Source organism: Dietzia sp. DQ11-44 (assembly GCF_014145205.1).
GTDB lineage: Bacteria > Actinomycetota > Actinomycetes > Mycobacteriales > Mycobacteriaceae > Dietzia > Dietzia natronolimnaea.
The window spans coordinates 1-3,475 of sequence record NZ_JAALEC010000319.1 but is presented as its reverse complement, the minus strand read 5'-3'; the positions used below and the strand labels follow the sequence as shown (position 1 = coordinate 3,475).

Here is a 3,475-nt window from a genome sequence, read left to right as displayed (position 1 = left end):
GGCGGATGCGCGAGTCGTCGTTCACGTGGTCCATGTTCTCACGGGTGGTGGGGAGGTCACCGACGCCCCGGCAGCCCCCAGCGGAAGCGGGGTGGCGGGGCGAGGGGGCCGGGCGGGGGCACCGCGGGCAGACGGAGCAGTTCGTCGTAGACCGTGGCGTGGACCCGCGCCACGGCGGGGACATGGTCGATCTCGACCGGGGGCAGGTGTCCGCACTCGAGGATGAGACACCCGGTGCCCAGGGCCCGGTCGGTGAGGGTGTGCCGGAACCGCACGGCACTGATCCGGCGCAACGGCACGTCCACACACCGTCGCGTCGAGCCGGCCGGCCGGTAGAGCACGCGCTCGTCGGTCACCACGAGGTCGGTGCGCGCCCACCGCAGCGCGGGCCACAGGCCGAAGCGCAGGACAACGAGGAGGTAGATCCCCGCCACCATCGCCCAGGTCGCGGCCCGGTCCCCCGAGTGCACGACCTGCGTCTCGATGAACCCCCCGGCGATCCCGGCGAGACCGGCGCCGATCACCGTCACCAGTGCGGGGCGCACGAGCGCGCGCCAGTGCGGGTGGCTGTGGACGATCAGCGTCTCCCCCGGAGAGACGACCGAACGGACGAACCCCACGGGTCAGCCGCCCCACCGGCCGGCGGCCGGACGCACGTGGGTCACGTCCCCGGCGGCCACGGACAGCTCCCCGTCCGGGGTGACGACGACGAGGCGGCCCTCCCTGTCCACGCGTGCGGCTCGCCCTGTCCGTACGACGTCGCCCGGCAGTTCGACGCGGACCTCGGCCCCGACGGTCGAGCAGGCCGCCGAGTACTCGGCCATGAGCTCGTCCGAGATGGTCGATCCGCTCCCGCGTTCGCATCGACGCCACTGCTCGTGCCGGTGCGCCAGGGCCTCGAGGACCGCCCGTGCGACGACGTCACGGTCGGTCGTCCCACCGGAGAGGGCGAGGGAGGTCGCGTGCGGGACGGGCAGTTGCTCCCGCGTCAGTGTCACGTTGATCCCCACACCCACCACCAGCGCGGGAAGGCGCAACTCGAAGTCCCCCTCCGCGGGGACCGTCGTCATCTCCGAGAGGATCCCCGCGATCTTGCCCCCGTCGACGAGCACGTCGTTGGGCCACTTGAGCGTGGCGTCCACCCCGCCCGCCGCCACGAGTCCGTCCCGGATCGCGAGACCCGTGACCAGGGGCAGCCACCCGAACAGGGTGGGTGAGACCGAGCCGGGCCGCAGCAGGACACTCACCACCACCTGGGTCCGCGGAGGCGCCGTCCACGTGCGTCCGAGCCGCCCGCGTCCCGAGGCCTGGTACTCGGCCAGGAGCACACCGCGGTCCGCGGCGCCCAGTCCCGCTCGCCTCATCGCCTCGGCGTTGGTCGACCCGACCTCCTCCAGGACCTCGAGGGAGCTGTACGGCGCACCCGGCCTCTCGACCAGCTCCCGGCGGAGGGCATCGGCGTCGAGCGGGCGCGGCGATTCGGGTCCGGGGTCTGCGTGCACGACGTCCAGAGTAGGTCCGAACCCCGCCCGACGGCGGGGTCGGTGTCGGGGGAGTAGGCCGGGTCACGTCGCCACGGAGCCACCCGAGTCGTTAGAGTCTTACAACATGACGACTGCCTCAGAACCGGACGTGAGTGACGACGTCCAGACCGACGCTGCGACGCCCGACATCCACACGACCGCCGGGAAGCTGTCCGAGCTGCGTCGGCGGCTCGACGAAGCCCGCGCCCCGATGGGACAGGCCGCGGTCGACAGGACACACGACAAGGGCCTGATGACGGCCCGCGAGCGGATCGAGAACCTGCTCGATCCGGGCTCGTTCGTCGAGATCGACGCGCTCGCCCGCCACCGTGCCACAACCTTCGGCCTGGCCGAGCGTCGGCCGCTGGGCGACGGTGTCATCACCGGGTACGGCACCGTCGACGGCCGGAGCGTCTGCGTGTTCTCGCAGGACGCCACCGTCTTCGGCGGCTCCCTCGGTGAGGTCTACGGCGAGAAGATCGTCAAGGTGATGGACCTGGCCCTCAAAACCGGCCGGCCGATGATCGGCATCAACCACGGTGCCGGTGCCCGCATCCAGGAGGGTGTGGTCTCGCTCGGTCTGTACGGGGAGATCTTCCACCGCAACGTCCAGGCGTCCGGGGTGATCCCCCAGGTGTCCCTGATCATGGGCCCCTCCGCCGGTGGCCACGTCTACTCCCCCGCCCTCACCGACTTCACCGTGATGGTCGACAAGACCTCGCAGATGTTCGTCACCGGCCCGGACGTCATCAAGACGGTCACCGGCGAGGAGGTCACCCAGGAGGAGCTCGGCGGTGCCACCACGCACATGACCAAGTCGGGCGTCTCCCACTACACCGCGAACGACGAGCAGGACGCCCTCGACTACGTCAAGGACCTGCTGTCCTACCTGCCCAGCAACAACCGGGCCGAGGCCCCCCGGTTCCCGGTCCCGCCGACCGAGGGCGCGATCGAGGACAACCTCACCCTCGAGGACCACGAGCTGGACACGATCATCCCGGACTCCTCCAACAGCCCGTACGACATGCACGAGGTCATCTCGCACATCGTCGACGACGGCGAGTTCCTCGAGACCCAGGCGCAGTACGCCATGAACGTGATCGTCGGGTTCGGCCGGGTCGAGGGCCGCAGCGTCGGCGTGGTGGCCAATCAGCCCACCCAGTTCGCCGGCTGCCTGGACATCAAGGCCTCCGAGAAGGCCGCGCGCTTCGTCCGCACCTGCGACGCCTTCAACATCCCCATCCTGACCCTGGTCGACGTCCCCGGCTTCCTGCCCGGCACCGGCCAGGAGTTCGACGGGATCATCCGCCGCGGCGCGAAGCTGCTGTACGCCTACGGTGAGGCCACGGTCGGCAAGGTCACCGTGATCACCCGCAAGGCATACGGCGGCGCGTACGACGTCATGGGTTCCAAGCACATGGGCGCCGACATCAACCTGGCGTGGCCGACGGCCGAGATCGCCGTCATGGGCGCGTCCGGGGCCGTCGGGTTCGTCTACCGCGAGCAGTTGAAGGCCGCCGCCGCGAACGGCGAGGACGTCGACGCGCTGCGCCTGAAGCTGCAGGCCGAGTACGAGGACACCCTCGTCAACCCGTACGTCGCCGCCGAGCGGGGCTACGTCGACGCCGTCATCCCGCCGTCGCACACCCGCCTGCAGGTGGCTCAGGCGCTCCGCCTGCTCGACCGCAAGGTCGTCGAGGTGCCCGCCAAGAAGCACGGGAACATCCCGCTGTGACCGCCGCCGAGCAGCAGCAGGCCGCGGAGAACACGGCCGTGGAGAACGAGGCCACGGAGGAGAAGGCCGCGGCGCCGTTCTTCCAGGTCGTGCGCGGCAACCCCACCGCGGTCGAGGTGGGCATCCTGGCCGCCGTGCTCGCGACCGCGCAGGGTAACGCCGTCCACCAGGGTGAGTTCCCCACGGGAATCAAGGACGACTGGGGGTCCTACGAGGA

4 protein-coding genes are annotated in these 3,475 nt (G+C 70.8%); 2 read left to right on the top strand and 2 right to left on the bottom strand.

Annotated elements, in window-relative coordinates:
* Positions 1–56: 56 nt before the first annotated feature.
* Positions 57–620, bottom strand: coding sequence for a PH domain-containing protein (locus G6018_RS08715; protein WP_182609608.1), 564 nt, complete (start codon positions 618–620; stop codon positions 57–59).
* A gap of 3 nt (positions 621–623) precedes the next feature.
* Positions 624–1,502: a biotin--[acetyl-CoA-carboxylase] ligase gene (locus G6018_RS08710; protein WP_182616338.1), complete on the bottom strand. Its 879-nt coding sequence runs from the start codon at positions 1,500–1,502 to the stop codon at positions 624–626.
* 106 nt (positions 1,503–1,608) lie between these two features.
* On the opposite strand from G6018_RS08710, the gene G6018_RS08705 reads away from it, so the two are divergent.
* Positions 1,609–3,258: an acyl-CoA carboxylase subunit beta gene (locus G6018_RS08705; RefSeq protein ID WP_182639406.1), complete on the top strand. Its 1,650-nt coding sequence runs from the start codon at positions 1,609–1,611 to the stop codon at positions 3,256–3,258.
* Positions 3,255–3,475, top strand: a 221-nt coding sequence (locus G6018_RS17665; protein ID WP_182639405.1) for an acyl-CoA carboxylase subunit epsilon, incomplete at its 3' end; no start/stop codon positions are given. The genes G6018_RS08705 and G6018_RS17665, both read left to right, overlap by 4 nt.